Origin of the sequence: Bosea sp. 685 (assembly GCF_031884435.1) — a bacterium.
Lineage (GTDB): Bacteria > Pseudomonadota > Alphaproteobacteria > Rhizobiales > Beijerinckiaceae > Allobosea.
Map to the genome: position 1 here is coordinate 1,622,606 of NZ_CP134779.1, position 25,245 is coordinate 1,647,850.

Annotated in this window: 28 protein-coding genes; 15 read left to right on the forward strand and 13 right to left on the reverse strand. The window is 66.5% G+C overall.

The features are described 5' to 3' along the window. Window positions 1–38: 38 nt before the first annotated feature. On the reverse strand, window positions 39–848 hold the full coding sequence (locus RMR04_RS08945; protein ID WP_311914234.1) for a DUF2189 domain-containing protein: 810 nt from the start codon (window positions 846–848) through the stop codon (window positions 39–41). Between the two features lie 319 nt (window positions 849–1,167). Between RMR04_RS08945 and ligA the strand changes: the two genes are divergently transcribed. Beyond that, window positions 1,168–3,318: an NAD-dependent DNA ligase LigA gene (ligA, locus tag RMR04_RS08950; protein ID WP_311914235.1), complete on the forward strand. Its 2,151-nt coding sequence runs from the start codon at window positions 1,168–1,170 to the stop codon at window positions 3,316–3,318. A 111-nt stretch (window positions 3,319–3,429) separates the two neighbouring features. On the opposite strand, the gene RMR04_RS08955 is transcribed toward ligA, so the two are convergent. Beyond that, complete coding sequence (locus RMR04_RS08955) at window positions 3,430–3,705, reverse strand: hypothetical protein (protein WP_311914236.1); 276 nt, start codon at window positions 3,703–3,705, stop codon at window positions 3,430–3,432. Between the two features lie 17 nt (window positions 3,706–3,722). On the opposite strand from RMR04_RS08955, the gene RMR04_RS08960 reads away from it, so the two are divergent. Then, window positions 3,723–3,881, forward strand: coding sequence for a hypothetical protein (locus RMR04_RS08960; RefSeq protein WP_311914237.1), 159 nt, complete (start codon window positions 3,723–3,725; stop codon window positions 3,879–3,881). Between the two features lie 28 nt (window positions 3,882–3,909). Here the strand turns inward: RMR04_RS08960 and RMR04_RS08965 are convergent, their stop codons facing one another. Beyond that, the gene (locus RMR04_RS08965; protein WP_311914238.1) at window positions 3,910–4,902 is read right to left on the reverse strand and encodes an AraC family transcriptional regulator; all 993 of its coding nucleotides are present in this window, start codon (window positions 4,900–4,902) and stop codon (window positions 3,910–3,912) included. 68 nt (window positions 4,903–4,970) lie between these two features. Between RMR04_RS08965 and RMR04_RS08970 the strand changes: the two genes are divergently transcribed. Genes RMR04_RS08970 through RMR04_RS08985 form a run of 4 tightly spaced genes read left to right on the forward strand, consistent with a single transcriptional unit; the run spans window position 4,971 to window position 8,147 of the window. Beyond that, the gene (locus RMR04_RS08970; protein WP_311914239.1) at window positions 4,971–6,188 is read left to right on the forward strand and encodes an MFS transporter; all 1,218 of its coding nucleotides are present in this window, start codon (window positions 4,971–4,973) and stop codon (window positions 6,186–6,188) included. 58 nt (window positions 6,189–6,246) lie between these two features. Continuing rightward, window positions 6,247–7,110, forward strand: coding sequence for an AraC family transcriptional regulator (locus RMR04_RS08975; protein WP_311914242.1), 864 nt, complete (start codon window positions 6,247–6,249; stop codon window positions 7,108–7,110). A 27-nt stretch (window positions 7,111–7,137) separates the two neighbouring features. Beyond that, window positions 7,138–7,848, forward strand: a complete 711-nt coding sequence (locus tag RMR04_RS08980; RefSeq protein ID WP_311914244.1) for an AzlC family ABC transporter permease — start codon at window positions 7,138–7,140, stop codon at window positions 7,846–7,848. After that, a complete protein-coding gene (locus tag RMR04_RS08985; RefSeq protein ID WP_311914245.1) occupies window positions 7,848–8,147 on the forward strand; it encodes an AzlD family protein in 300 nt (99 codons plus the stop codon). Before RMR04_RS08980 ends, RMR04_RS08985 begins: the two co-directional genes overlap by 1 nt. Window positions 8,148–8,186: 39 nt before the next feature. On the opposite strand, the gene RMR04_RS08990 is transcribed toward RMR04_RS08985, so the two are convergent. Beyond that, on the reverse strand, window positions 8,187–10,019 hold the full coding sequence (locus RMR04_RS08990; protein ID WP_311914246.1) for an aminopeptidase P family protein: 1,833 nt from the start codon (window positions 10,017–10,019) through the stop codon (window positions 8,187–8,189). 302 nt (window positions 10,020–10,321) lie between these two features. On the opposite strand from RMR04_RS08990, the gene RMR04_RS08995 reads away from it, so the two are divergent. Together RMR04_RS08995 and RMR04_RS09000 are read left to right on the forward strand one after the other, a co-directional pair. Continuing rightward, on the forward strand, window positions 10,322–10,552 hold the full coding sequence (locus tag RMR04_RS08995; protein ID WP_311914247.1) for a hypothetical protein: 231 nt from the start codon (window positions 10,322–10,324) through the stop codon (window positions 10,550–10,552). 64 nt (window positions 10,553–10,616) lie between these two features. Further along, the gene (locus tag RMR04_RS09000) at window positions 10,617–10,745 is read left to right on the forward strand and encodes a hypothetical protein (protein ID WP_280141727.1); all 129 of its coding nucleotides are present in this window, start codon (window positions 10,617–10,619) and stop codon (window positions 10,743–10,745) included. A gap of 167 nt (window positions 10,746–10,912) precedes the next feature. On the opposite strand, the gene RMR04_RS09005 is transcribed toward RMR04_RS09000, so the two are convergent. Both RMR04_RS09005 and RMR04_RS09010 read right to left on the reverse strand, forming a co-directional pair. Further along, on the reverse strand, window positions 10,913–11,860 hold the full coding sequence (locus RMR04_RS09005) for a 50S ribosomal protein L11 methyltransferase (protein WP_311914248.1): 948 nt from the start codon (window positions 11,858–11,860) through the stop codon (window positions 10,913–10,915). A 62-nt stretch (window positions 11,861–11,922) separates the two neighbouring features. Beyond that, window positions 11,923–12,678: an SDR family oxidoreductase gene (locus RMR04_RS09010; protein ID WP_311914249.1), complete on the reverse strand. Its 756-nt coding sequence runs from the start codon at window positions 12,676–12,678 to the stop codon at window positions 11,923–11,925. Between the two features lie 118 nt (window positions 12,679–12,796). On the opposite strand from RMR04_RS09010, the gene RMR04_RS09015 reads away from it, so the two are divergent. After that, a complete protein-coding gene (locus tag RMR04_RS09015) occupies window positions 12,797–13,216 on the forward strand; it encodes a winged helix-turn-helix transcriptional regulator (protein WP_311914250.1) in 420 nt (139 codons plus the stop codon). A 102-nt stretch (window positions 13,217–13,318) separates the two neighbouring features. Continuing rightward, window positions 13,319–13,693: a VOC family protein gene (locus RMR04_RS09020; protein ID WP_311914251.1), complete on the forward strand. Its 375-nt coding sequence runs from the start codon at window positions 13,319–13,321 to the stop codon at window positions 13,691–13,693. Window positions 13,694–13,705: 12 nt separating this feature from the next. On the opposite strand, the gene RMR04_RS09025 is transcribed toward RMR04_RS09020, so the two are convergent. Both RMR04_RS09025 and RMR04_RS09030 read right to left on the reverse strand, forming a co-directional pair. Further along, window positions 13,706–13,876, reverse strand: coding sequence for a hypothetical protein (locus tag RMR04_RS09025; protein ID WP_311914252.1), 171 nt, complete (start codon window positions 13,874–13,876; stop codon window positions 13,706–13,708). 57 nt (window positions 13,877–13,933) lie between these two features. Continuing rightward, complete coding sequence (locus RMR04_RS09030) at window positions 13,934–16,318, reverse strand: ATP-dependent helicase (protein ID WP_311914253.1); 2,385 nt, start codon at window positions 16,316–16,318, stop codon at window positions 13,934–13,936. Window positions 16,319–16,439: 121 nt separating this feature from the next. On the opposite strand from RMR04_RS09030, the gene RMR04_RS09035 reads away from it, so the two are divergent. After that, entirely contained in the window at window positions 16,440–18,095 is a 1,656-nt protein-coding gene (locus tag RMR04_RS09035) for an acyl-CoA dehydrogenase family protein (protein ID WP_311914254.1), read from the forward strand. Window positions 18,096–18,206: 111 nt separating this feature from the next. Here RMR04_RS09035 and msrB read toward each other — a convergent pair whose 3' ends face one another. Together msrB and RMR04_RS09045 are read right to left on the reverse strand one after the other, a co-directional pair. Then, window positions 18,207–18,638 carry a peptide-methionine (R)-S-oxide reductase MsrB gene (gene msrB / locus RMR04_RS09040; RefSeq protein ID WP_410492220.1) on the reverse strand — a complete coding sequence of 144 codons (432 nt, stop codon included), beginning with the start codon at window positions 18,636–18,638 and terminating at the stop codon, window positions 18,207–18,209. Window positions 18,639–18,804: 166 nt separating this feature from the next. Further along, window positions 18,805–19,881, reverse strand: a complete 1,077-nt coding sequence (locus RMR04_RS09045; protein WP_311914255.1) for a tartrate dehydrogenase — start codon at window positions 19,879–19,881, stop codon at window positions 18,805–18,807. 133 nt (window positions 19,882–20,014) lie between these two features. Between RMR04_RS09045 and RMR04_RS09050 the strand changes: the two genes are divergently transcribed. The 4 genes from RMR04_RS09050 (at window position 20,015) to RMR04_RS09065 (ending at window position 23,766) form a co-directional block, all read left to right on the forward strand. Continuing rightward, on the forward strand, window positions 20,015–20,719 hold the full coding sequence (locus RMR04_RS09050; RefSeq protein WP_311914256.1) for a GntR family transcriptional regulator: 705 nt from the start codon (window positions 20,015–20,017) through the stop codon (window positions 20,717–20,719). A gap of 70 nt (window positions 20,720–20,789) precedes the next feature. Beyond that, window positions 20,790–21,758 carry a tripartite tricarboxylate transporter substrate-binding protein gene (locus RMR04_RS09055; RefSeq protein ID WP_311914258.1) on the forward strand — a complete coding sequence of 323 codons (969 nt, stop codon included), beginning with the start codon at window positions 20,790–20,792 and terminating at the stop codon, window positions 21,756–21,758. A gap of 77 nt (window positions 21,759–21,835) precedes the next feature. Next, complete coding sequence (locus RMR04_RS09060; protein WP_311914260.1) at window positions 21,836–23,086, forward strand: BtaA family protein; 1,251 nt, start codon at window positions 21,836–21,838, stop codon at window positions 23,084–23,086. A gap of 44 nt (window positions 23,087–23,130) precedes the next feature. After that, complete coding sequence (locus RMR04_RS09065) at window positions 23,131–23,766, forward strand: class I SAM-dependent methyltransferase (protein WP_311915781.1); 636 nt, start codon at window positions 23,131–23,133, stop codon at window positions 23,764–23,766. 164 nt (window positions 23,767–23,930) lie between these two features. On the opposite strand, the gene RMR04_RS09070 is transcribed toward RMR04_RS09065, so the two are convergent. From RMR04_RS09070 to RMR04_RS09080, 3 genes are all read right to left on the reverse strand, one after another. Further along, the gene (locus RMR04_RS09070; RefSeq protein WP_311914261.1) at window positions 23,931–24,377 is read right to left on the reverse strand and encodes a group II truncated hemoglobin; all 447 of its coding nucleotides are present in this window, start codon (window positions 24,375–24,377) and stop codon (window positions 23,931–23,933) included. A 72-nt stretch (window positions 24,378–24,449) separates the two neighbouring features. Then, entirely contained in the window at window positions 24,450–24,608 is a 159-nt protein-coding gene (locus RMR04_RS09075; protein WP_311914262.1) for a hypothetical protein, read from the reverse strand. A 73-nt stretch (window positions 24,609–24,681) separates the two neighbouring features. Beyond that, on the reverse strand, window positions 24,682–25,242 hold the full coding sequence (locus tag RMR04_RS09080; RefSeq protein ID WP_410492221.1) for a thioesterase family protein: 561 nt from the start codon (window positions 25,240–25,242) through the stop codon (window positions 24,682–24,684). Window positions 25,243–25,245 lie beyond the last annotated feature (3 nt).

The window sequence follows — 25,245 nt, forward strand, 5'->3', positions numbered from 1 at the left end:
CGTTCCAGGCGCCGCTGCCGGAACGGAAGGCTTTCCCGTCAGGCCTCCACGAGCTTGCGGTAGAGGTGCCAGGTTGCGTGGCCAAGCACCGGCATGACCACGATCAGGCCGACCAGCACTGGCAGGCAGCCGAGCACCAGAAGCCCGGTGATCATCAAACCCCAATACATCATTACGCGCGGATTGGCCTCGACGGCGGCGATCGAGGTCTTGATCGCGGTCGGCGCGTCGACGCCCTTGTCGATGATCAGCGGGAAGGACACCACCGAGATCGAGAAGGCGAGGATGGCGAAGAGCAGGCCGAGCGAATTGCCGACGATGATCATCACCCAGCCGTCGAAGGTGGTGAAGACCGCGCGCAGGAAGTCCGGCGTCGAGACGTCTGGCGGCAGGTCGAGCAGGCCGCGATAGATGAACCAGGCGGCAAACAGCCAGGCGATGAAGAGCCCGGTCAGCATGGCGCCGAGCAGGAGGATCTGGCCGATCGAGGGCGATCTCAGGATGCCGAAGGCATGGCTCCAGGAGGAATCCAGGCCGAGCTCGCGCCTGCGGCTGACCTCGTAGAGGCCGATCGCGGCGAAGGGGCCGAGCAAGGCGAAGCCGCCCAGCAGCGGGAAGAGCAGCGGGAAGATGTTGTAGCTCACGGTCAGCTGCGCGAGCATCACGCCGGCGATCGGATAGATCAGCGCGATGAAGATGAGGTGGCTCGGCTGCGCCTTGAAATCCTCCCAGCCGCGCAGGAGCGCGTCGCGAAGGTCGCGGGTGGTGATGATGTTGATCTTCGGTTCGGCGTGCTGCGCCGCGAGGCGCGTACCGGCATCGGATATTGTGCCGTCGAGGTTTGCCATGGCGTTTCTCCCGGTTCTGGCCCGGTTCGCCTGCGGCAATCGACGCCATCCTTGGGTCAACGGCCTGCAGGCGTCGAGCTTCCAATTCCCAGCGCTGCCATTATACGCGCGAACGGGCGTCTTGTCGCATGCATGCCGAACACGAAAGCGGGACGCGGAGGCTGCAGCATCAGACCGAATATCGCATTCGGTCTGATGCTGCAGGGTTTTGATCTAGCATCGGCTTATTCCGAAAACCGGTTCCCACTTTTCGGGCCGATGCTAGGTCGCGTCGGCTCCTGCCCTTTCTCGTCACAGGCATCTCGCTTAATGAAGGGCCATGAGCGAGTCCCAAGCCATTCCCGTCGCGGAGTTGACGCAGCGCCAGGCCAGGGCGGAGCACAAGCTGCTCGCCGCCGAGATTGCGGCTGCCGACAGCGCCTATTTCCAGGACGACCAGCCGATCCTCGACGATGCGAGCTATGACGCCAAGCGCCGTCGGCTCGTCGTGCTGGAGGAGGCGTTCCCGGCCCTGAAGGACGCGGGGTCCGTCAGCGACAAGGTCGGCGCCAAGCTCTCGGGGAAATTCGCCAAGATCCGGCACCGCGTGCCGATGCTCTCGCTCGGCAACGCCTTCACGGATGAGGATGTCGCCGATTTCGTGCAGCGCGTGCGCAGCTTCCTCGGCATGAAGGAGGAGGGCGGCATCGCCTTCACGGCGGAGCCCAAGATCGACGGTCTCTCGCTCTCGCTGCGCTACGAGGAGGGCAGGCTTGTCTCCGCCGCGACGCGCGGCGATGGCGAGGAGGGCGAGGACGTCACGCTGAATGCCCGCACGATTTCCGAAATCCCGCATGTGCTTTCTGGCGATGATGTGCCCGAGATCGCCGAGGTGCGCGGCGAGGTCTATCTCGGCCATGCCGATTTCGCCGGCATCAACGAACGCCAGCGCGAGAAGGGGCTGCCCGAATTCGCCAATCCGCGCAATGCGGCGGCGGGCTCGTTGCGCCAGCTCGATGTTTCGATCACCGCAGCGCGGCCTTTGCGCTTCTTCGCCTATGCCTGGGGCGAGATGCCGGTCTTGCCGGCTGGGACGCAGTTCGGCGTGGTCGAGGCCTTCAAGCGCTGGGGTTTTCGCACCAATCCGCTGATGAAGCGCTGCGAGAGCGTCGAGGAGTTGCTGGAACGCTACCGATTGATCGAGAGCCAGCGCGCCACGCTCGGCTACGATATCGACGGCGTCGTCTACAAGGTCGACGAGCTTGTCCTGCAGACGCGGCTCGGCTTCGTCGCGCGCGCGCCGCGTTGGGCGATCGCGCATAAATTCCCGGCCGAGCTCGCGACCACGGTACTGGAGGCGATCGAGATCCAGGTCGGGCGCACCGGCGCGCTCAGCCCCGTCGCCAAGCTCAGGCCGGTGACAGTCGGCGGCGTCGTTGTCTCCAATGCGACGCTGCACAATGAGGATTATATCCGCGGCTTCGATTCCAAGGGGCTGCCGATCCGCGACGGCTCCGACATTCGCGTCGGCGATACGGTGACGGTGAAGCGCGCGGGCGACGTCATTCCGCGCGTCCAGTCGGTCGATCTCGCCAAGCGGCCAGCGGATTCGCAGCCTTATACCTTCCCGACGCTATGTCCGGCCTGCGGCAGCCATGCGACCCGGGAGATGAACCCGCGCAGCGGCAAGGAGGATGCGGTGCGCCGCTGCACCGGCGGCCTCATCTGCCCGGCCCAAGCGGTGGAGCGCCTGAAGCACTTCGTCTCGCGCGACGCGCTCGACATTGACGGGCTCGGCGACAAGCAGATCGAGTTCTTCCATGCCGATCCCGACCTGCCGGTGAAGGAGCCGGCCGACATCTTCACGCTGGCGCAGCGCGACGCCGCGAATTTCAAGAAGCTCAAGGACAAGGAAGGTTTTGGCAGCCAGAGCGTCGCCAAGCTGTTCGCCGCGATCGAGGACAGGCGCCAGCCACCGCTCAACCGCTTCATCTTCGGGCTCGGCATCCGCCATATCGGCGAGACCAATGCCCGGCTTTTGGCGCGGCATTACGGTTCGTTCGAGGCTTTGCGCGCGGCTGGCATCGCAGCTGCCGATCCGGTCTCGCCCGAGCGCCAGGAACTCGACGCGATCGACGGCGTCGGGCCGACCGTGGTCGAGGCGTTGATGCAGTTCTTCGCCGAGGCGCATAATGTGGAGTTGCTCGACCGGCTTTTGGCTCAGGTCGTGCCGCAGCCACTGGAGGCGGTCGCCTCGGTCAGCCCGGTTGCGGGCAAGATCGTCGTCTTCACCGGCGCGCTGGAGCAGATGACCCGTGACGAGGCCAAGGCGATGGCCGAGCGGCTCGGCGCCAAGGTCGCGGGCTCGGTCTCCTCGAAGACCGATCTTCTGGTCGCGGGGCCTGGCGCCGGCTCGAAGCTCAAGGACGCCGCAAAGCACGGCGTCCAGGTCATCGACGAGGCAGGTTGGTTCACCCTCGTCGGAGGCTAGAGCATTGCCCGATCCAGTTGGATCGCTCAATTGCTCCAGCTTTTTGTTTTAACGCGTTTTCTTCACACGAACCGGTATCCACTTCGCTCGAAAACGCTCTGGATACCGCCTTCAGTGGCGATGATGGCGCCTGTGGTGGTGGCGATGGCGATGCGAAACGCCGGTCCTCTGCGGAATGCCGACGACGCCCTTGACGCCGCCGACCACGCCACCGGCAACGCCGCCAACGACCGCGCCCGCAGCGCCGCCGACCGGGCCGGCCGCCTGGTTGCCGACGCGCGCGCCTTCAGACGCGCCGCGCGGAATGCCCTGCGCGCTGGCGCTGAGGGGGAGGGCCAGGAGCGCCAACGCCGCTGCGCCGGCCAAGGTGATACGTTTGATTGTCATGAGGAATGTCCGTTCGCATGGGCCGCAGCGCCGGCTTTCGGGCGCTCGGCGGTCCCAAACAGAACCGGCGCAGCGCGTCATTGTTCCGTTCGGGTCGACGCATGGCTGCGATGCCCGAGGTGATGTCGCCGATTATTTTGCTGAACTCGGATTGCCGCTTCAAGCTCGCAAGCTGAACGCGCGGGGGCGGATGGCGTCACGCGGTCAGTTGCCCGCGCTTGGCCGCGTCGCTCCATTCTGTCCGTTGGCGCCGTCTGTCCGGACATGGCTCGGCGCCGTGCCGATGACGCGCTTGAAGGCGCGACTGAAGGAGGCTTCCGATTCATAGCCGAGACGCCGGGCCACGACCGAGATCTTGAGCTTGTCGCCGGCGAGCCATTGCCGGGCCTGATGCATGCGCATCTGCGCGACATAGCGGGCCGGCGTCTCGCCGACGACGCTGGCGAAGCGCTCGGCGAAGGCGGAGCGCGAGGCGCCCATCAGCCTGGCGAGCGAAGCGACCGTCCAGTCGCGCTCCGGGTCGAGATGGATCGCCGCCAGCACCTTGCCGACATCGGGGCAGCGCGCCGCCGCGATCCAGCCCGTGGCGTCGCCGCAGCCGCTCTCGACCCAGGAGCGGATGATGCTGGCGGCCAGCACATCGGCGAGCCGCGCCAGGATGCCGCCGGCGCCGACCCGGTCCATCGCCACTTCGCGGGCCATCGCCTCCAGGAGATGCGGGATGCCCGATTCGCTCGTCGCCAGATCGCACATGCGCATCAGCTCGGGCATCATCCGCAGCAGGGGATGGGCGCTGTCGACATTGAAGGTCATGCTGCCGCTGAAGAGCAGGGTGGCCTCGCCGTCCCCGCCGCCCTTGAGATCGAAGATGTTGCCGCAGACCTTCTGGACCTGGCAGCTTCCCAGCGGAAAGGCCTCGACATCCGGCGCGCTGGCGAGCACATGCTCGGCGCCGCGCGGGAACAGCAGCGCGTCGCCGTCGCGCAATTCGATCCATTCCTTCGCGGGGGTCAGCAGCCAGCAGCCGCGCTTGCCGATGAAGTAGAAGCGCGCGGCCTTCTGGGCGGGAACGGCGATGGCCCAGGGCTCCGCCATCTGACAGCGGCCATATTCGACGCCATCGAGCCGCAGACCCCGCAGCATCTCGGTCAGCGGATCGTTCGCAGGCGCAGCAATCTTGGACGAATGGTCAAGCATTATGGAGAAACTAGCATGGAAGCTCCAGGCGGTCACGCCCATCTTGCGGCAACCCTTTGGAGACAGCCATGTCCGAATCCGCAGCCGCAGTGGCAACCCTGCCATTCGATTCTCCGGCCGATGCCGATGAGCAAAGCCCGGCCTGGTCCGCGATCGCCTCGCTCACCCTCGGCGTTTTCGGCCTGGTCACGGCCGAATTCCTGCCCGCCAGCCTGCTGACGCCGATGGCGGCGGATCTCGGCGTTTCGGACGGTGCGGCCGGGCAGACCGTGACCGCGACCGCCGTGGTCGCGATTCTTGCCGCGCTCTTCACGTCGATCCTGACGCGCGGGCTCGACCGCCGCCTCGTGATCTGGGGTTTCACCGTCCTCTTGGTGCTGTCCAACATCCTCGCCGCACTCTCCGACGGCCTCGCTACGCTCTTGGCGGCGCGGGTGCTGCTCGGCATCGGGCTCGGCGGCTTCTGGTCGATGATGGCGGCAACCGCGATGCGGCTGGTGCCGGAGCGCGCGCTGCCCCGCGCCATGTCGATCATCTTCACCGGCGTCTCCTTCGCGACGGTCAGCGCCGCGCCGGTCGGTGCCTATCTCGGCGACCTGCTCGGCTGGCGCTCGGTCTTCGCGATCGGGGCCGTAGTCGGAATCCTGGCCCTGATCGCCCAGCTCGCCACCATGCCGCGCCTGCCGCCGCTGGCGGCCGCGCAGCTCGGGACGCTGTTTTCGTTGCTGCGGCGCGGCAATGTCCGGCTCGTCCTGGCGACGGTGCTCATCGTGATCTCGGGCCATTTCGCCGGCTTCACCTATGTCCGCCCCTTCCTTGAACAGGTGCCGCGGCTTTCGGTCGAGACGATCTCGCTTGTGCTCCTGGCCTATGGCATCGGCGGCTTCTTCGGCAATTTCGCCGGCGCGGCGATCGTCGAGCGCAGCGCGCCCGCCGCGGTAATCTTCGGCGCCCTGCTCGCCGCAGTGACGGCGGCGGCGCTCGTTGCCTTTGGCGGCAGTCTCTGGGTCGCAGCCGGCGCCGTCGCGCTCTGGGGCTTCGCTTTCGGTGCGCTGCCGGTCGGTCTCCAGACCTGGATGGTGCGCGTCGCGCCGGACCAGGCGGAAGCCGTGGGTGGTTTGCTGGTTGCCGCCTTCCAGGTCGCGATCGCCAGCGGGGCCGTTCTCGGCGGGGTGCTGGTCGACCATTTCGGCGCCACGGGCGCGACCGGCTATTGCGCCCTGGCGACACTGGCGGGCGCGCTTCTCGTCGCCTTTGCCGGGCGCGGCGAGATGAAGCCGGCCTGATCGGCTTCATCACTTTTCTTCAAGACAGGGCGAGCCCAATCCAGTCTAAGCTCGTCCCATGGAATTGATCAGCCAGGGACAGGCCTTGTCGGCATCGCCGCTGCGGGCGGAGGAGAGGGCGCACCTCTTCACCGCGCCGCGCTTCGGCGCGCTCGAGTTCCTGGCCGCGACCTTCCGTACCCATGCCTATGCGCCGCATGCGCACGACACCTATGCGATCGGGACGATCGAGACCGGTTGCGAGGTCTGGCATGCGCGCGGCCGCAAGCTCTATGCCGGGGCGGGCGACATCGTGATGAACCACCCGCTCGACGTTCATGACGGCGCGCCGAGCGAGGGCGGCTACCGCTACCGGATGAGCTATCCGACGATCGGGCTGATGCAGGAGCTGGCCGCCTCGCTGACGGGGCATGATGGCATCGGCACGCCGTTCTTCCGCGAGCCCGTGGTGCATGATCCTGTCGGGGCGGCGCTGTTCAGCGCGGCGCATCAATTGCTGGAGGAGGGCACGGATGCGCTCGCCGGCGAGGAGAGGCTGGTGCGCGCCTACGCCCATTTCCTTGGCCACCACGCCAGTCTTGCGGTGCGTTCCGTCGGGCAGGAGACGGGCCCGGTCGCGATCGTCAAGGCGCTGATCGAGGCGCGCCATGGCGAGGATCTCTCGCTCGCGGATCTCGCCCGGGCCGCGGGGCTGCCGCGCCATCACCTGATCCGCGCATTCCGGCGTGAAACCGGGCTGACGCCCCATGCCTGGCTGATCGATGTCCGCGTCCGGCGCGCCCGTGACCGGTTGCGTCGCGGCGAGACGCCGGGCGATGTCGCGGCGGCGACCGGTTTCTGCGACCAGGCCCATCTGACCCGAGCCTTCAAGGCGCGCTATGGCGTGACGCCCGGCGTGCTGCGCTCCGCCCATCTCTCCTGACCTTCAGCGCCCCATCCTCAGCACCTCATGTCATCAACTCTCGACGACGCCCGCACGGGCTTTTCCGACATCTGGCCGGCTATGCTGGCGGCTGCGCCCTTCGCCTTGCTGTTCGGCGCGCTCGCGGCAGGCAAGGGTCTGTCGCCATTCGAGGTTTTCCTGATGAGCGCGCTCGTCTTCGCCGGCGGGGCTCAGTTCGCCGCCGTCGAATTATGGGCGACGCCAGCCCCGGTCGCGGCGCTGATCTTCTCGACGCTGCTGATCAATGCCCGCCATGTGTTGATGGGCACCTCGCTGGTGCCGAAGCTCGATGGCTTCGCGCCCTGGCAAAAATGGCTCGGCCTCGCCTATATGGCCGATGAGAACTGGGCGCTGGCCGAGAAGCGGGCGCGCACGCATAGCCTGACGCCGGGCTATTGGTTCGGCATGATCGTGCCCTTCGTCGGCTGCTGGCTGATGATGACGACGCTCGGCGCCGTGGTCGGCCCGGCGCTGGGCGATCCACGGCGCTTCGGCGCGGATTTCGCCTTCACCGCCATCTTCATCGCGTTGACCGCCGCTTTCTGGAAAGGGCGCGTCACGGCCTGGACCGTGGCGGCCTCCGGCGTCGCCTCGGCCCTGACCTACCGCTTGGCCGGACCGCCTTGGCATGTGCTGGCCGGCGCGCTTTGCGGGCTGGCGGCGGCGTGGCTCGCGGCCGGCAGCGATGCCGCGGTTGCCAGCGAGGAGGCGGCGTGATGGCGCTCGACAGCCTCAACCTTCTCGCCATCCTCGGAATGGCTGTGGTGACCTATGCGACACGGGTGGCGGGACTGGCGCTGGCTGGCCGGTTCGATCTGTCGCCGCGCGCGCAGGCTGCTTTCGATGCGATTCCGCCGGCTGTCCTGATCGCCGTGATCGCACCGAGCGCGCTCGCGACCGGCTGGCCCGAGACGGCTGCGGCTGCCGTGACCGCGCTGGCTGCGACGCGGCTGCCCTTCCTGGCCGTGGTGGTGGTCGGGGTGATTGCGGTAGTGGGGCTCAGGGCGTTGACATAGCGCTCTTCCCTTCTCCCGCGAGGGGAGATGGGAAGGCTCTCAAAGCGGCAAGCACGCCTTCTCCAGCCAGGCCTTCGCCTCACCCTCGACCAGCGGGGCGAGATTGCTCCAGACCTGGGCGTGATAGGCGTTGATCCAGGCGATCTCGCCGGCGTCGAGCAGCTTCAGATCAATCAAGGCGCGCTCATAGGGCGCCCAGGTGATGGTCTCGAAGCCGTAGATGGTGCGGTCGCCGCCAGGGATGACACGCTCCTCGACCACGATCAGGTTCTCGATGCGGATGCCGTATTCGCCTTCCTTATAGTAGCCCGGCTCGTTGGAGAGGATCATGCCCGGCTCCAATGGCGTGGTGCCGAGCTTGGAGAGGCGCTGCGGCCCCTCATGCACCGAGAGATAGCTGCCAACGCCATGGCCCGTGCCGTGGTCGAAATCCAAGCCCGCCTGCCAGAGCGGCAACCGCGCCAGCGCATCGAGCTGCGCGCCCGAGGTGCCCTTGACGAAGACGACGCGCGAAATCGCGAGATGGCCTTTGAGCACGCGGGTGTAGCGGTCGCGCATCTCGTCGGTGGGCTCGCCCACTGCCATGGTGCGGGTGATATCGGTGGTGCCGTCCTCATATTGCCCGCCGGAATCGACCAGGAGGATGCCGGGCTCGATTCTGCGGTTACTGGCCTCGCTGACGCGGTAATGCGGCAGGGCGGCATTGGGGCCGGCGCCGGCGATGGTGGTGAAGGAGACATCCTTGAGCAGCCCGGTCTTCATGCGCTCGGCTTCGAGTGCCGCGACAGCATCGATCTCGGTCAAACCGCCCTTGGGCGCCTCGCGCGCCAGCCAGGAGAGGTAACGCACGATCGCCGCGCCGTCGCGCAGATGGGCGTCGCGCGCGCCTTTCAGCTCCGCCTCGTTCTTGCGCGCCTTCATCAGGGCGATCGGGTCCGCGCCGGCATCGGGCGTGCCGCCGGCCTTGGCGATCAGCGTTGCGAGCGCGGAGGCTGCGGTCGCCGAGTCGAGCCGGACCTTGGCCTTGGCCGCGCCCAGCGCGTTGAGCTGCGTCTCCAACGCTGCGGGGGGAGCGATCTCGCCGACTGCGCCGATGGCATCGCCGGCCTCGTTCGTCACCTTTTCCGGGGCCAGAAAGACGGTGGGTCGGCCCTCGCGCGGCACGATGGCATAGCCCAGCGGCAGCGGGGTGTGCTCGACATCGCCGCCGCGGATGTTGAAGGTCCAGGCCAGCGCATGCGGGTCCGAGACCACGAGCGCATCGACCTTGGCCTTGGCGAGCGCCTCCTGGATGCGGGCGAGCTTGCTCGCCGTGCTCTCACCGGCAAAATCGGCGCGATGCGCCTTGACTGGAGCAGCGGGCGGGGCAGGGCGGTCGCTCCAGAGCGCGTCGATCGGGTTCGCCTTGAGCGCGACCAGCGTGCCGCCGGCTGCCGCGACCGCCTTCTCCAGCTTGATGACGCCGTCGACGGTGTGGAGCCAGGGATCGTAGCCGAGCTTGCCGCCAGCCTGCAGGTTCGTCTCGATCCAGCGCTCCAGCGGCATCTCCTCCAGCTTCGTCGGCGTGATACTGGCGGTGTCTGTCTGCTCGGCCGATTGGATGGTGTAGCGGCCATCGACGATCAGCGCCGCCTTGTCGGCTAGCACGATGGCGTTGCCGGCCGAGCCGGTGAAGCCCGTCAGCCAGGCGAGGCGGGCCATATGCGCCGGGACGTACTCGCCCTGGTGCTCGTCGGCGCGCGGGATGATGAAGCCGTCCAGCCCTTGCGCCGCGAGCGCGCCGCGCAGGGCGGCGACCCTGGGGGCGACCTGGGAGGGGTCGCTCGGTTCCGAGAAGGACTGGAAGCGGCAGGCGGCGGGCGATTCGGTCATGACGGGTCCGGAAGCGGTGGTTTTGGCCATGGTCGCGACTCGGGCCCGCGAAAGCCAGAGCAAAAGCGGCTTTCCACTCTGCTTTCTCCGCAGGCCGCAGCGGCCTCGCGTTTGGGCTTGCTGCCTCTTTGTTATGCGAAAATCGCGATCGTTAACGAAACGAGGCCAAGTGCATGCATTCTGTGCATATCTCGCATCTGCGAAGGCCCCTTTTCGCAAGTGCGAAGAAGGTCCACTTTAGTCGCATAAGAGAACGAGGAAGCGACCGGGACTGTCCTTCGTTTGAATGAGGAGATGGACCTGTGACCTATGTGATGAACAACACCGCCGTTCTGCCCGCTTCCGAGGCCGCCGCTCCGAGCAGCCCGAGCTTCTGGCAGCGGCTCTTTGCGGCGCTGGTCGAGAGCCGCCGTCGTTCCGCCGCCCGTGAGCTGCGTGCGCGTTCCTATTTGGTCAACGAGGCCGAGATCGTTCTGGGCGGTTTCCCGCAGACCGCTCTCAGCAACGACGCCAAGCTGCCTTTCAATCGCTGAACCCAGCAATCCCTGATCTCACGCGCCGGCTTCGCGCCGCGCCGCGCAACATCGGACAACGATCATGATCGCCATCGTCAAGCACGTCTATGAGTGGGCCATCGACACGGCCAAGTTCACCGCCGCTGTCTGGCACGATGCCCGCTCGATGCAGGCTGAGGCGGAAGCCAAATACGGCCATATGGGCTTCTGAGCCCGCGCTCCTTCGCGATGCTGGCCGCCTGGCGCGGCGTTCTGCGCTTCCGGTGCTCACGGACAAAAGTCCGCTCCGCTCCGGTTCTCGAACGCCACGCCATGCGACTCAGCCTGGCGAAGGATCGCTCCCGGGACGTTCCGGGTCTTTGATGTGGTTTGCCTGATCTATCGAAGGCGGCGTGGCCTGGGGGCTGCGCCGCCTTTTTTCATGACCAGCGTCGCCCAGCCCTCGCGCAGCGACTGGCGGGCGAGATAGAGCCCCTGATGCCGGTAGGTCGAGACGACGCCGGCGACATCCATCGCCAGCAGGCCCGACAGGATCACCGTACCGTCGCCTGAGAGGGCCAGGGCGATCGAAGGTGCCAGGCGCTTCAGCGGCCCGGCCAGGATATTGGCAAAGATGAGGTCGAAATGGCCGGGCCGGTTCGCCTTGGCATGGCGCAGGCCCGGCGCGACATAGAGGTCGAGGCCATGAGGGGCGTGGTTGACGCGAGCATTATGCGCGGCAACCTCGACCGCGACGAGGTCGATATCGCCGGCGACGACCTTGCGCTTGATCTGCTTGGCCAGCGCCAGCGCCAGGATCCCGGTGCCGGTGCCGACGTCGATGGCGTTGCGCGGCCGGCGCTGCTTCAGTTCGGCGTCGAGCGCCAAGAGGCAGCCCGCCGTGGTGCCGTGATGGCCGGTGCCGAAGGCGAGCGCGGCTGGAATCTCGATGCCGACATCGTTGATGCGCACCGCGTCGCGATCATGCTCACCATGGACAAGGACGCGGCCGGCGCGCACGGGCTTGAGGCCATCGAGACTGGCCGCGACCCAATCCTGCTGGTTCACGGTCATGAAGGGCGTCGTGTCGATGACGTCGCCGACGATCGGCCGCAGCATGTCGCGTACGGCGTCTTCGTCCGGGTGTGTGGCGAAATAGATCTCGACCTTCCAGGGCGCGTTCAGCGAGAGCGTGGTGACACCGCTCTCGATCTCGAAGGCGGAGATCGCGGTTTCGGTCGGGTCGAAGACCTCGCCCAGAAGTTCCGTCAGCGCGCGCGCCTTCTCGCCGCTGGTGGAGAGTTCGAGGACGGTCGCGACCGTCGATGGCAGGAGACCTTCACGCATGGCAGCGCGATAGCAGCCCGCGCGCCGCTTGTCATGCGGCGCGGCGCGCGGAGCTCCTCGTCTCAATGCAGGCTGTTCAGCATGGCGAAGACGCCGGCGAGATTACCGTTCTCGGCGGCGAAGCGTAGCGGCTTGCAGCGTTCGACGATGACCTCGTGGGCGTCGGCTTGCGTTTCCAGGATCGTCATGACCTCGGTGATGAAATCGGCCAGCGGCATCGCCATGGGATCGACCGCCTGTTTGGGCCCGCGCAACTCGGTTTGGACGTAAGGCGGGGCAAGCTCGATGACTTGGGTCGAGGTGCCCGCAAGCTGCGCCCGCAGCGCCATCGAATAGGAATGTATCGCGGCCTTGGTGGCGCTGTAGCTCGGCGTCGCCACCATGGGCACGAATGCCAATCCCGAGCTCACGGTCATCACGGTCGATTGCGGCTGGCTCAGCAGATGCGGCAGCAGGGCTGCGGTCAGCCGGATCGGCCCGAGCAGGTTGGTGACGATGGTCTCCTCGGCGATGGCGAGGTGGTCTTCCGTCGCGGTGACGTCCTCGTCCTTCATGATGCCGGCATTGTTGATGACGACGTTCAGCGCCGGGAAGCGCTCGGCGGCGTCACGAGCGAAGGCTGCTATGTCCGCCTTGTCCTGGATGTCGAGCACGATCGACGCCATACCCGGATTGGCCGCGGTGACCTCGTCGAGCAATTGCTCGCGGCGGCCGGAGATGATGACCTTGTTGCCCCTGGCGTGCAGCGCTTCGGCGAGTGCGCGGCCGATGCCCGAGCCGCCGCCGGTGATGAGGATGGTGTTGCCTGTGATGTTCATCGCCAAGTCCTTTCGCGAGTGCGCCTTTCGTGGTTGCGCGGGCAAGAGCTAGGCGCGATGCTCTCCAAACGAAAGAAGGCACCCAGAAGTTCTATAGGCACCAAAAGGAGAGTGTCGGATGCAGACGATACGCGACGCGGTCGCGGCCGTGCAGGAGCAGGGCGGTTTCTCCCATCCCGAGGTCAGCCCGGCGGTCGAGGCGCTGGTGCGCGACGTGATCGCCCAGGTTGCGGATAAATGGACGATGCTGATCCTGGAGGCGCTGGAGGAGCACGGCACGCTGCGCTTCACCCAGATCGGCCGGATCGTCGGCGGCATCAGCCAGAAGATGCTGACCAAGACGGTGCGCCAGATGGAATGCGACGGGCTGATCACGCGCAAGGTCCATCCGGTGATCCCGCCGCATGTCGACTATACGCAGACCGAGCTCGGCCGCGAGCTGACGGCGGCGTTCTGCGGAGTCTGGGTCTGGGCCGAGACTTATTACGCACAGGTGGAGGCGGCGCGGGCGGCGTTCAAGGCGCGGGAGGGGCGGTGAGGCGATGTGCGACCGGGTGGTTCCGAGGATAAGTGGTGTGCGCTAGATTGTCGTTCGGAGCCGGGTGCAGAAGCGAGGTGGGTTGTGCTGTCGCATATCGTCTTGAGCACGAATGATTTCGAGAAGGCCTTTCGCTTCCATGCGGCGCTGTTCGAGGCGCTCGGCCACAAGCTCTGGTTCTGCGATCGCGCCAAGCCCCTGGCGGCCTGGCAGCCGCGCGATGCGCCGCGCCCGTACTTCTTCGTGGGAACGCCCTTCGATGGTGCGGCGGCCGATCCGGGCAACGGCCAGATGATCGCCCTGCTGGCAATGAGCCGCGCGATCGTCGATCGCTGCCATGCCGCGGCCCTGGCGCATGGCGGGACCTGCGAAGGGCAGCCGGGCCTGAGGCCGCATTATCACGCGAATTATTACGGGGCTTATGTCCGCGATCCGGACGGCAACAAGCTTTGTGTCTGCTGCCATGAGGCGGAGTAGGAACGAACGCGATCAGCGGGCTGCAAAACCCTCGCAGCGCAATTGATCGCGGCCTCCTTCGTAGCGGCGACGATTGCCATGGCGCATGTTCTTGTGGTCGGCGCAGCAACCATTGGCCTTGTGCGGCTTGCAGAGCAGGCACCCCGCGCGGGCGCTCTTGGGGCGTTTGCGTTTATGATGCATGGCGGAGCCTCCGTCAGCCGATCATAACGCGACGACATTCCCGGTAAACGCAGCCGCTCACCCCGCCTTCTGCACGAAACTATCCAGCACCATCTTCCGCCCAGCCTTGTCGAAATCGACGGTCAGCTTGTTGCCGTCGACGCTGGCGACGGAGCCGGGGCCGAATTTGACGTGGAAGACGCGGGCGCCGGCGTCATAGGCCGATGTGCCGGTCGATTTGGCGGTGAGCTCGCCTTCGATCAGCATCGGGCCGCGCTGCCGGCCGCCGCCGAAACCGCCCGAGCCGAAGCCGCGTCCGCCGCTGTCGGAGAAGCCCGAGCCGCTGCCTGAGCCGGCCTTGGCCTTGTTTTCCTGGGCGCGCTGCCAGCCCGGCGTGTTGTAGCTGGAGCCGAAGCTCTCCATGCGGTCGAAGCGCGAGGCGCCATAGCCGCCCTGGCTGTAATTGGAGGCGGCCTGGACGACCTCGACATGCTCTTCCGGCAATTCGTCGATGAAGCGGCTGGGCAGGCTCGATTGCCAGAGGCCGTGGATGCGGCGGTTCGAGGCAAAATAGAGCTTGAGCCGCTTGCGGGCCCGGGTCAGGCCGACATGGGCGAGGCGGCGCTCCTCCTCCAGGCCGGCGCGACCGCTCTCGTCAAGCGCGCGCTGATTGGGGAAGAGCCCTTCCTCCCAGCCGGGCAGGAAGACGGTGTCGAACTCCAACCCCTTGGCGCCGTGCAGGGTCATGATCGAGACGCGCTCGGCGGTTTCGCCGGAATCAGCGTCCATCACCAGCGAGACATGCTCGAGGAAGGCCGGCAGGTCGGGGAATTCGTCGAGCGAGCGGACGAGCTCCTTGAGGTTTTCGAGCCGGCCGGCGGCATCGGCCGAGCGGTCCTTCTGCCACATCTCGGTATAGCCCGACTCTTCCAGCACGAGCTCGGCGAGCTCGCCTTGCGGCATGTGCTCGGCCCTGGCCGACCAACGGCCGAAGGCCTCGACCAGTTCGCGCAAGGCGGTTCTGGCCTTGGGCTTCAACTCGTCGCTCTCGACCACCATGCGGGCCGATTGCAGCAGCGAGACCTGGGATGCGCGGGCGTGGTTGTGCAGGATCTGGATGGTGGCGTCGCCGAGCCCGCGCTTGGGCACATTGACGATGCGCTCGAAGGCGAGGTCGTCGGTTGGCGAGACGACGCAGCGCAGATAGGCCATGGCGTCGCGGATTTCGGCGCGCTCATAGAAGCGCGGGCCGCCGATGACGCGATAGGGCAGGCCGAGATGGACGAAACGATCCTCGATCTCGCGCATCTGCGCCGAGATGCGTACCAGGATCGCGATCTCGGAGAGGTTATGGCCGTTGCGCTGCAGGCTCTCGATCTCGTCGCCGATCAGCCTGGCCTCTTCCTGGCTGTCCCAGGCGCCGGTGATGGTGACCTTCTCGCCCTCGACATCCTCGGTACGCAGCGTCTTGCCGAGCCGGCCCTCATTGCGGGCGATTAGTTTTGAGGCGGTGGCGAGAATATGCCCGGTCGAGCGGTAATTGCGCTCCAGCCGGACCACGGTCGCACCGGGAAAATCGTGCTCGAAGCGCAGAATGTTGTCGACCTCGGCGCCGCGCCAGCCATAGATCGACTGGTCGTCGTCGCCGACGCAGGCGATGTTGCGCCGGCCCTGGGCGAGCAGGCGCAGCCAAAGATACTGGGCCGTGTTGGTGTCCTGATACTCGTCGACCAGGATGTAGCGGAAGCGCTCGTGATAGGTTGCGAGCACGTCGGGATTGTCGCGAAACAGCGTTAGGCAGTGCAGCAAGAGGTCGCCGAAATCGACGGCGTTCAGCGTCTTCAAGCGCTCCTGATAAGCGAGGTAGAGCGCGCCGCCCTTGCCATTGGCGAAGACGGCGGCCTCGCCGGGCGGGACGTCCTTGGGGGCGAGGCCACGGTTCTTCCAGCTATCGATGAAGCCCGCCAGCATGCGGCCGGGCCAGCGCTTCTCATCGATATCGGCGGCGGCGATCACCTGCTTCATCAGGCGGATCTGGTCATCGGTGTCGAGGATGGTGAAATCCGAGCGCAGGCCGAGCAGTTCGGCATGGCGGCGCAGCAGCTTGGCCGAGATCGAGTGGAAGGTGCCCAGCCACGGCATGCCCTCGGCGACCGGGCCGACGAGATGGGCGATGCGCTCCTTCATCTCGCGCGCCGCCTTGTTGGTGAAGGTCACCGACAGGATTTGCGAGGGGTAGGCACGGTTGGTCGCGATGAGATGGGCGATGCGGGTGGTCAGCACGCGCGTCTTGCCGGTGCCGGCGCCGGCCAGCACGAGCACGGGGCCGTCCGTCGCCTCGACGGCGAGGCGCTGCTCCGGGTTGAGGCCAGCGAGATAGCCGGCCGCAGGCGCAGCCGCGGCGCGTGAGGCCAAGCCGCCGGGGCGGGGCAAAGGGGCGGAGGTGGCGTTGTGGTCGGACAAGGGGCGCAGCGCTCGATCGTGATTCGTTCTGGCGTCAATATAGGGTGTTGTGCGGCGGATTGCTGGACAAGACGGATGGGCGTTGAATGCACCGTCGAATCCGTAGTCAGGATGCGTGCCGATGAGCATGGACCCCGGTCCCCGCTATTCCACCTATGAGGTCACGAACCAGGCCCCGCCCTTGGCCGATTACGACGCCTTCGCGGCCGATCCGGTGCTGCGGGCGGTGATCACCGTCTTCGACGCGGATTGGGCCGCCAACCGCCTGCACGAGACCGGGCGCTGTGTCGGCTCCGCCCAGGTGCAGGAGCTGGCGCGGCTCGCCAACCGCTTCACGCCGGAGGCGCGCACGCATGACCGCTTCGGCAACCGCATCGACCAGATCGCCTTCCACCCGGCCTGGCAAGAGCTGATGGGCCTGACCATCGGCCAGGAGACGCATGCCCTGTGCTGGAACCGTCCGGGACCGGGCGCGCAGGTCGCGCGCGCGGCGCTGCAATATCTCTGGTACGGCGCGGAAAGCGGGGTCTGCTGCCCGGTCAGCATGACCTATTCGGCGATCCCGGTCCTGAGGCAGGATGCGGCGCGCTGGGCGGAGTGGGGCGCGCTCATCACCTCCAACGCCTATGACAGCCGGCAGGGGCCGGCTGCGACCAAGACCGGTGCGACCGTCGGCATGGCAATGACGGAGACGCAAGGCGGCTCGGATCTGCGCCAGACGCAGACGCTCGCCAGGGACAATGGCGACGGCACGCATTCGCTGTTCGGACAGAAATGGTTCTTCTCCGTTCCGCATTCCGACGTCTTCCTGACGCTGGCGCGCACCGTTGAGGGTGTCTCCTGCTTCGTCGTGGCGGGCTGGCTGCCCTCGGGCGAGCGCAACGGCATCGCGATCCAGCGGCTCAAGGAGAAATGCGGCAACCGCTCCAACGCTTCCTCGGAGATCGAGTTTCGCGGCGCGATCGGGCACATGCTCGGCGAGCCGGGGCGGGGCCTGCGGACCGGGCTTGCGATGAACCACAACACGCGGCTCGACATTGCCGCGGCTTCCGCCGGGTTGATGCGGCAGGCGGTGGCGCAGGCCGCGCATCACTGCGCGCACCGGCACGCTTTCCAGCGGGCGCTGATCGACCAGCCGATCATGCAGAACGTCCTCGCCGATCTCGCCATCGAGGCCGAAGCCGCGGCCTGGCTCGCCTTTCGGCTGTTTGCGGCGGTGGACCGGCAGGAGACTTCGCAGAGCGAGCGCTTGCTCGCGCGGATCGGTGCGCCGATCGCGAAATACTGGGTCGCGAAGCGCACGCCCGCCGTCCTCGTCGAGGCGCTGGAATGCCATGGCGGCAACGGCTTCATCGAGGAGCACGCGATGGCGCGGCACTATCGCGAGGCGCCGCTGAACTCGATCTGGGAGGGTTCGGGCAACGTCATCTGCCTCGATGTGCTGCGCTCATTGGAACGGGAGCCAGGTGCGCTGCCGGCACTGCGGGACGAATTGCGCGCCGCCAAGGGCGCGGATCGGCGTTATGACGCGGCGCTCGCCGCGCTGGACAGCGCGCTGCCTGAACTCGTCCGGCACGAGGGCCAGGCGCGCCGGCTGGTCGAGCGATTGGCGCTGTTGCTGCAAGCCTCGCTGCTGCTGCGCCATGCCGCGCCCGCTGTTGCCGACGCCTTTGTCGCCAGCCGGCTGGACGGCGGCTGGTCGGGGCATTTCGGTGATCTGCCGACGGGCGTGGATGCGGCGGCTCTGGCGCGGCGGGCGGTGCCGGCGCTGGGGTGACATTGTCCCGTCATGCTCGCCCTTGTGGCGAGCATCCACGTCTTGAACACGCGCCTCGACTAGCGAAGACGTGGATGGCCGGGACAAGCCCGACCATGACGGCTGAGCGCGCTAACCCTCCGCCGGCACGAAATCCATCGCGACGCCGTTCATGCAGTAGCGCAAGCCTGTCGGGGGCGGGCCGTCGGGGAAGACGTGGCCGAGATGGCCGCCGCAGCGGGAGCAATGCACCTCGGTGCGCGTCATCATGAAGCTGCCGTCCTCGGTCGTACCGACCGCGCCTTCCAGCGGCTGGTCGAAGCTCGGCCAACCGGTGCCGCTTTCGAATTTGGTGCCGGCCTTGAACAGCGGGTTGCCGCAACCGGCGCAGACGAAGGTTCCAGCGCGCTTCTCATAGTTCAAGGCGCAGGAGCCGGCGCGCTCGGTGCCATGGCCGCGCAGCACGCGGTACTGTTCGGGGCTGAGCTTCGCCCGCCATTCAGCGTCGGTCAGCGTGACCTCGAAAGTCTCGGCTTGCGCAGTCTCGCTGCCGAACATGCTCATCAGGCCCATATCCGTCTTCCTTTCGTCGCGAGGCTCGATCCATCGCCCCTACTCGTTCGACGAGCAATATGGCGATTATGGCGCGGAATTCAGCCCGGCGCGATCTCAAACATGGTCACGATGTCGTAGTCCCTGGCCGTCGTTCCCCGGCTGGCGGCCTTTGACCTCAGGCGTTGTCGCCGGCAATCGCGGCAATGACCGCGTCGGTGACCTGTCGCGTCGTCGCTTTGCCCCCAAGATCTGGCGTGTGGAAGCTCGCATCGGCCGTGACGCGCTCGATCGCGCGCATCAGCCTCGCCGAGGCGGCCGGCTCGCCGAGATGGTCGAGCATCATCGTCGCGGTCCAGAAGGTGCCGATCGGGTTGGCGATACCTTGGCCTGCGATGTCGAAGGCCGAACCATGGATCGGCTCGAACATCGAGGGGAAGGCGCGCTCGGGGTTGAGGTTGGCGGTCGGCGCGATGCCGAGAGAGCCGGCGAGCGCGGCGGCCAGATCCGATAGAATATCGGCGTGGAGGTTGGTCGCGACGATGGTGTCGATGCTCTGCGGCTTGATCACCATGCGCATGGTCATGGCGTCGACCAGCATCTTGTCCCAGGTTACATCGGGAAACTCGGCCGCGACCTCGGCGGCGATCTCATCCCACATCACCATGGCGTGGCGCTGGGCGTTCGATTTGGTGACGACGGTCAGCAGCTTGCGCGGCCGGGACCGGGCGAGGCGAAAGGCATAGCGGATGATGCGGGCGACGCCCGAGCGCGTCATCATCGAGACATCGGTCGCGACCTCCTCCGGGAAGCCCTTGTGCACGCGCCCGCCGACGCCGGCATATTCGCCCTCCGAATTTTCGCGCACGATCACCCAGTCGAGTTCCGGGCCGGATACCGAGCGCAGCGGCGACGTGATGCCGGGCAGCACGCGGGTCGGCCGGACATTGGCGTATTGGTCGAAGGGTTGGCAGATCGCGAGCCTCAGCCCCCAGAGCGTGACATGGTCGGGCACGTCGGGCGCGCCGACCGCGCCGAAGAAGATCGCGTCATGGCCCTTGATCTGCTCGCGGCCATCTTCCGGCATCATCAGCCCGGTGCGCTTGTAGTAATCCGAGCCCCAGTCGAAATGGTCGAAGGCGAAATCGAAGGAGCCATCGCGTCCGGCCAGGGCCTGCAGCACCTCGACGCCGGCCGCGATGACCTCGACGCCGATGCCGTCTCCGGGGATCGCCGCGATCCTGTAGGTCTTCATGATGCTGCCTCCGATCCGATGTGAGCCGCAGGCCTTGCGGCTCAAGCAGTCTTTGCGGCTCAAGCAGCCTGCGAGTCAACATTGCATTGCAGCTTCCATGGAAGATGGTACGCTATCGGGATCGGAGGGCGGAATGCAGGCTGGGTTGAAGGCGATCGATCAGGCGAATGACCGGGCGCCGAGCCTCGTCGACAGCGCTTATGCCGCGCTGAAACAGGCCATTCGCGAGAGCGTTTTCGCGCCGGGCTACCAGGCTTCGGCCGGCGAATTGGCCTTTCGCCTCGGCGTCAGCCGCACGCCGGTGCATGAGGCGGCGCTCAGACTCCAGGAGGAAGGGCTTGTCCGCATCGTCCCGAAGCGCGGCATCCTGATCTGCGCGCTGGCGCCCGACGATATCCGCGAGATTTACGAGGTGTTGATTGCGATCGAGGCCGGCGCGGCTGAGCTCGCGGCTGGGCTGCCGGAGGCCGAGCGGCTGCTGATGGCGCAGGATCTGGCGCGCGAGACCGACGCCATGGCGCGAGCGCTGGACGCAGGTGACCTCGCCGATTGGGGGCGAGCTGACGAGGCCTTCCACCGCATCCTGGTCGAGCGCTGCGGCAACAGCCGCTTCGTCCGCATCATCCAGACGGTGAACGACCAGTCACATCGCGCCCGCATGCTGACTTTGCGCTTGCGTCCTCGCCTGCCGATTTCGACTGAGGAGCACCACACCACCATCGACGCCATTCGCGACGGCGCGTCTGAGGCCGCCCGCGAGGCGGCCCGCCAGCACCGCGTCAGGGCGCGCGACGAATTGCTGCCGCTGATCGAAAGCATCGGCCTGCGCCATCTCTAGCAGGCTGCTCGACCATCGCATCAGACCTGAAGACCGCGACGAACGCGGCTATCAACCTGGGAGGACATCCATGCGACGCCTGTTTCTGGCCGCTTTGGCCGCATTCTCGCTTGCCGCTATGCCTGCGCTAGGCCAAGCCTATCCCTCGCGTTCGATCGCCCTGATCGTGCCCTTCGCTGCTGGTGGCCCGACCGACATCATCGCCCGTATCGTCGGCGAGCATATGGGCCGCACGCTGGGGCAATCGGTCATCGTCGAGAATGTCGCGGGCGCCGGTGGTACGACCGGCTCACTGCGCGTCGCGAGAGCCACGCCCGATGGCTATACCATCATGATGGGCAATCTCGGCACGCATTCGGCCTCGGTCGGGCTCTATCCCAATCTCGCCTATGATCCGCGCACCGATTTCGCTCCGGTGATCAACACGGCCGGCACGCCGATGCTGATCGCGGCGCATAGGGACTTTCCGGCCAATACGCTGCAGGAGTTCGTCGCGCTGCTGAAGGCCAATCCGGACAAGTACAATTACGGCCATGGCGGCATCGGCTCGACCTCGCATCTGACCTGTGTCTATTTCCATCATCTGATCAAGGCGCCGGTGCAGCAGGTGCCGTTCCGCGGCTCCGGCCCGGCGATGAACGCGCTGATCGCAAAACAGCTCGACTATGTCTGCGACCAGACCGTCGGGATCGTGCCGCAGCTCAGCAATCTCAAGGCCTATGTGGTGGCGACGCCGAAGCGGCTGGAGGTCGCCAAGGACGTGCCGACGAGCGCGGAGGCTGGCCTGCCTGAATTCCAGGCGGTCGGCTGGAACGCGATCTTCGCGCCGAAGGAAACGCCGCGCGAGATCGTCGACAAGCTCAACGCCGCCGGCCGTGCGGCGCTGGCGGATGCAGGCGTGCGCGCCCGGCTGCTCGAACTCGGCTGCGAAATTCCAGACGAGGCAGGGCAGAGCTCGGCTGCGCTTGGTGCCCATGTCCGCGCCGAGGTCGATAAATGGACGCCTGTGATCAAGGCGGCCGGCGTCACCGCGCAGTAGATGCTCGTCACCCAACCGTCACGCGACTCCTCTAGTCGGCTCGCCATCACCATGGGCCGACCAAGGGGCTTCAGACGATGCAGACGGCGCGCGCGGTTCGGCGGGAGACGGCATCGGGGCTGACCTCGGCAGTCCATCGCAACAAGCCGCTCTCAAAGGCGGGCGTGCTCGAGCGCATGTTCACGCTCGCCTTTTCCGGCTTGGTCTATCCGCAGATCTGGGAAGACCCGGTCGTCGACATGGCGGCGCTGCAGCTCAAGCCAAGCGACCATGTCGTCGCCATCGCCTCGGGCTCCTGCAACATCCTGTCCTATCTCGCCGACGATCCCGGCCGGATCAGCGCGATCGATCTCAACGGCGCCCATATCGCGCTCGGCAAGCTCAAGCTCGCCGCTTTCGCGCGGATGCAGGGCCATGACGAGGTGCTGCGCTTCTTCGGGCAGGCGCAGTCGCGCAGCAATGTCGCGTTCTACGACAGCGAGATCGCGCCGCATCTCGATCCGGTGTCGCGTGCCTATTGGGAGGGGCGCGGCCTGAACGGACGGCGCCGGATCAATCTCTTCGCCCGCAATTTCTATCGCTACGGCCTGCTCGGCCGCTTCATCGGGGCGGGCCATCTGCTGGGGCGCACGCTCGGCTGCGATCCGCGCATCATGCTCAAGGCGCGCAGCATGGACGAGCAGCGCGTGCTGTTCGACAGGCATCTCGCGCCGGTCTTCGACAAGCGCCTGGTGCGCTGGCTGGTGCGCCAGCCGGCCTCGCTTTACGGGCTCGGCATCCCGCCGGCGCAATACAAGGCGCTGGCTGCCGATGGCGATGACGGCATTCGCGGCGTGCTGCGCCACCGGCTGGAGCGGCTCGCCTGCGGCTTCGATCTCAAGACCAACTACTTCGCTCGCCAGGCCTTCGGGCGCGGCTATGAGCCTGGGCCGGACGCGGCCCTGCCGCCTTATCTGCAGAGCGGCAACTTCGCTGCCGTGAAGGCGCGGGCGGACCGCGTTGCCTATCACCAGAGCGCGATCACCGCCTTCCTGGAGCGCCAGCCTGCCGAGAGCTGCGATGCCTATGTGCTGCTCGACGCGCAGGACTGGATGAACGACGCCGATCTCACCGCGCTCTGGTCGCAGATCACGCGCACGGCGAGGCCTGGTGCGCGGGTGATCTTTCGTACGGCCGCCGATGAGCGCCTGCTGCCCGGCCGCGTGCCGGACGCGATCCTCGGGCAATGGCATTATCAGGAGGCGCGCAGCCGCGAGCTCGGCGCGCAGGACCGCTCCTCGATCTATGGTGCGTTCCACCTCTATGCCCTGCCGGAGCGCGCCGCGTGAGCCTCGACCTGCCGCGCGGCGAGGCGGCCGGGCTGATGGACGCGATGTACCGGCATCAGCGCCATATCTACGACGCCAGCCGGAAATTCTATCTGCTCGGTCGCGACGAACTCATCGCCGGGCTGGCGCCGCCCGCGGGCGGCAGCATCCTGGAAGTCGGCTGCGGCACCGGGCGCAATCTGATCAAGATCGCGCAGGCCTATCCCGGCCGGCCCTGTTACGGGCTCGATGTCTCCTCCGAGATGCTGGCGACGGCGCGGCAGGCGGTGGGCCGCGCCGGGCTCTCCGAGCGCATCCATCTGGCGCAGGCGGATGCGACGGCGTTCGATGCGCAGGCCTTGTTCGGCCAGGCGGGTTTTGAGCGGATCGTGATCTCCTATGCGCTCTCGATGATCCCGCCCTGGCAAAGCGTGGTGCGGCAGGCATTGCGTTCGCTGACGCGGAATGGCGAATTGCACATCGTCGATTTCGGCGATCAGGCGGGCCTGCCGCCGCCATTCAGGGCGATGCTCAATCGCTGGCTCGGGCTGTTCCATGTCACGCCGCGCGGCGACCTCGCTGCGGTGCTGGATGAGATCGCGCAGGCTGAAGGCGCGGTGGCGAAAACCACGCCGCTCTATCGCGGCTATGCCGTGCAGGCGGTGGCGCGGCAGGGCGGCGGCCATGCCAAGCTTATCTGAGATTTTGACGAAATCGACTAATCGATGCAGATGGTTGTCGAAGCCACGCAGGATTTGAATCGCACAAATTTTCCTTTGAGATCGAGAGCGAAAAAATTCGGCGGATTGGCAGTGGGGAAGAGCGGCATCATGGTTCGTAGCGTGCCGCCAGGCATACTCAGCCCTTACGATTCTTCCCCCGGCCAAGTCCATTTCGGGACCGATCGAAGCGGGTGCAGCTCGGCCTCTGTCGCGGCGTTGGAGTTCTGCATCGCGACATGAGAGCCAAATTCGACATGGTCGCGAACGGCCGTACGAAACGCTTCGTCTTGCGGCATGCCGGCTTTGTCCATGGCCGTCATGTAGAGTTCGACGAAGCGCGCCCGCTGCTCTTCTCCAATATGGAGCCCGCGGTGCACGGCGATCAAATGGGCGAACCCGAGCTCCTTACTGAAGCTGTCAGGCCCGCCGAATGACTCCGCGGTGAACGCCGTCAGATGATCAACATGCTCCGGCTTGCCGTCGCCGAACAGCGGCTTCAACAGCGGGTCTGCCAGGACGCTCGCGTAGAATATGCTTTCCAGGTGATGCAGCGCGTCTTCACCGCCAGCGAATTCAAACAGTGATGGCATGAACCGCTCCAGACTTTTGCGCGCCAGAATTCTTCGGCGGCTTCTTCGAATTCCTCCATGGGTGCTGCTGCTTCAAGGCCGGTCGATCCGCGAGCCGCCGGTTTCGCCGACGTCGATGTGGACCAACTTCGCTTCCTGCAACGCGCCCTGGCACGGCGAGAACAGTCCGCCGCCGGTGGTGACATAGACGCCCGCCGCAACCCGCTTCGCCAGACGCTGCGACCGGAACACCACACGCTTCAAAGGCTTCGTATACCTCGCCGCGACAATGATATCGCTACGATGAATGTCGATCGTTTCCGGCTCAATGCCGCGTTTCGGTCTCGCGTTCGCCGGTCATGCCCTCGACCGTGATTGCGGTGCGTTTCGGCATGCCGATGATCCGGCCGATCGTGGCGGGCAGCGGCATCATGCTGTGGGAGGCCTTCATCAGCGCGAGATTTGCCAGGATGTCGGGCGGGAAGGGCGTGACCTTGCGGCTCGTCATGTCGACATGGAGCGAGAGGTTCTCGCTGGTGGCGGCGAGCCAGCCTTCATGGGCGTGGCGCATTTCGAGATAGTAGTGCAGCCGCTTGTCGTCGAAGGCGATGAGTTGCGCCGTGACGCGGACCTGGTCGCCCTCGGTCAATTCGCGCTTGTAGAGGACATGGCATTCGGCCGTGAAGCAGGAGGCGTGGCGCGTCTCGAGATAGTCCTGGTTCAGCCCGACGAGCGAGAACACCTCGTCGACAGCCCTGTCGAACAGCACATGATAATAGGCCATATTGAGATGGCCGTTATAGTCGATCCATTGCGGCTCGATCCGCATGGCCGACGAGACGAAGGGCGCGAAGAACAGCGCCGGGGCGCGGATATCGTCTTTCACGGT

Coding starts and splice junctions, on each gene's coding strand:
- RMR04_RS08945 (WP_311914234.1), bottom strand. CDS start 848: ATGGCAAACCTCGACGGCACAATATCCGATGCCGGTACGCGCCTCGCG.
- ligA (WP_311914235.1), top strand. CDS start 1,168: ATGAGCGAGTCCCAAGCCATTCCCGTCGCGGAGTTGACGCAGCGCCAG.
- RMR04_RS08955 (WP_311914236.1), bottom strand. CDS start 3,705: ATGACAATCAAACGTATCACCTTGGCCGGCGCAGCGGCGTTGGCGCTC.
- RMR04_RS08960 (WP_311914237.1), top strand. CDS start 3,723: ATGGGCCGCAGCGCCGGCTTTCGGGCGCTCGGCGGTCCCAAACAGAAC.
- RMR04_RS08965 (WP_311914238.1), bottom strand. CDS start 4,902: ATGCTTGACCATTCGTCCAAGATTGCTGCGCCTGCGAACGATCCGCTG.
- RMR04_RS08970 (WP_311914239.1), top strand. CDS start 4,971: ATGTCCGAATCCGCAGCCGCAGTGGCAACCCTGCCATTCGATTCTCCG.
- RMR04_RS08975 (WP_311914242.1), top strand. CDS start 6,247: ATGGAATTGATCAGCCAGGGACAGGCCTTGTCGGCATCGCCGCTGCGG.
- RMR04_RS08980 (WP_311914244.1), top strand. CDS start 7,138: ATGTCATCAACTCTCGACGACGCCCGCACGGGCTTTTCCGACATCTGG.
- RMR04_RS08985 (WP_311914245.1), top strand. CDS start 7,848: ATGGCGCTCGACAGCCTCAACCTTCTCGCCATCCTCGGAATGGCTGTG.
- RMR04_RS08990 (WP_311914246.1), bottom strand. CDS start 10,019: ATGACCGAATCGCCCGCCGCCTGCCGCTTCCAGTCCTTCTCGGAACCG.
- RMR04_RS09000 (WP_280141727.1), top strand. CDS start 10,617: ATGATCGCCATCGTCAAGCACGTCTATGAGTGGGCCATCGACACGGCC.
- RMR04_RS09005 (WP_311914248.1), bottom strand. CDS start 11,860: ATGCGTGAAGGTCTCCTGCCATCGACGGTCGCGACCGTCCTCGAACTC.
- RMR04_RS09010 (WP_311914249.1), bottom strand. CDS start 12,678: ATGAACATCACAGGCAACACCATCCTCATCACCGGCGGCGGCTCGGGC.
- RMR04_RS09015 (WP_311914250.1), top strand. CDS start 12,797: ATGCAGACGATACGCGACGCGGTCGCGGCCGTGCAGGAGCAGGGCGGT.
- RMR04_RS09025 (WP_311914252.1), bottom strand. CDS start 13,876: ATGCATCATAAACGCAAACGCCCCAAGAGCGCCCGCGCGGGGTGCCTG.
- RMR04_RS09035 (WP_311914254.1), top strand. CDS start 16,440: ATGAGCATGGACCCCGGTCCCCGCTATTCCACCTATGAGGTCACGAAC.
- msrB (WP_410492220.1), bottom strand. CDS start 18,638: ATGAGCATGTTCGGCAGCGAGACTGCGCAAGCCGAGACTTTCGAGGTC.
- RMR04_RS09045 (WP_311914255.1), bottom strand. CDS start 19,881: ATGAAGACCTACAGGATCGCGGCGATCCCCGGAGACGGCATCGGCGTC.
- RMR04_RS09050 (WP_311914256.1), top strand. CDS start 20,015: ATGCAGGCTGGGTTGAAGGCGATCGATCAGGCGAATGACCGGGCGCCG.
- RMR04_RS09055 (WP_311914258.1), top strand. CDS start 20,790: ATGCGACGCCTGTTTCTGGCCGCTTTGGCCGCATTCTCGCTTGCCGCT.
- RMR04_RS09060 (WP_311914260.1), top strand. CDS start 21,836: ATGCAGACGGCGCGCGCGGTTCGGCGGGAGACGGCATCGGGGCTGACC.
- RMR04_RS09065 (WP_311915781.1), top strand. CDS start 23,131: ATGTACCGGCATCAGCGCCATATCTACGACGCCAGCCGGAAATTCTAT.
- RMR04_RS09070 (WP_311914261.1), bottom strand. CDS start 24,377: ATGCCATCACTGTTTGAATTCGCTGGCGGTGAAGACGCGCTGCATCAC.